General features: G+C 45.4%; 2 rRNA genes. Both read left to right on the top strand.

Annotated features, from left to right (window positions below):
• Positions 1 to 199, top strand: a 16S ribosomal RNA gene (locus ACQ5H4_RS23350); the annotation flags it as partial.
• Between the two features lie 219 nt (positions 200 to 418).
• Positions 419 to 518: ribosomal RNA gene (locus ACQ5H4_RS23345) — 23S ribosomal RNA — on the top strand; the annotation flags it as partial.

Raw genomic sequence — 518 nt, 5'->3', positions numbered from 1 at the left:
AGTAATCGCGGATCAGCATGCCGCGGTGAATACGTTCCCGGGCCTTGTACACACCGCCCGTCACACCACGAGAGTTTGTAACACCCGAAGTCGGTGGGGTAACTCGCAAGAGAGCCAGCCGCCTAAGGTGGGACAGATGATTGGGGTGAAGTCGTAACAAGGTAGCCGTATCGGAAGGTGCGGCTGGATCACCTCCTTTCTAAGGAAATATGCTTGCGATAGCAAGACATAAAATACAGACGTGACGATTTGTTCTTGTTCAGTTTTGATGGTTTAATAAGGTTTTTTGCATCAGCAAAATAACCATCCATCAAGTTGTTCTTTGAAAACTAGATAAAGTAAAAAAGTCAAGAAAGAAATCGAGTATCGCCATTTTAGTTTTCTCTCTATATTAATAGAGAAACACTTTTTAACCGTAGGTTAAGTTAGAAAGGGCGCACGGTGGATGCCTTGGCACTAGGAGCCGATGAAGGACGGGACTAACACCGATATGCTTCGGGGAGCTGTAAGTAAGCTTT

Source organism: Bacillus coreaensis, from assembly GCF_050586445.1.
In the GTDB taxonomy this organism is placed as follows: domain Bacteria; phylum Bacillota; class Bacilli; order Bacillales; family Cytobacillaceae; genus Robertmurraya_A; species Robertmurraya_A coreaensis.
This window is presented reverse-complemented; position numbering and strand designations above follow the sequence as displayed.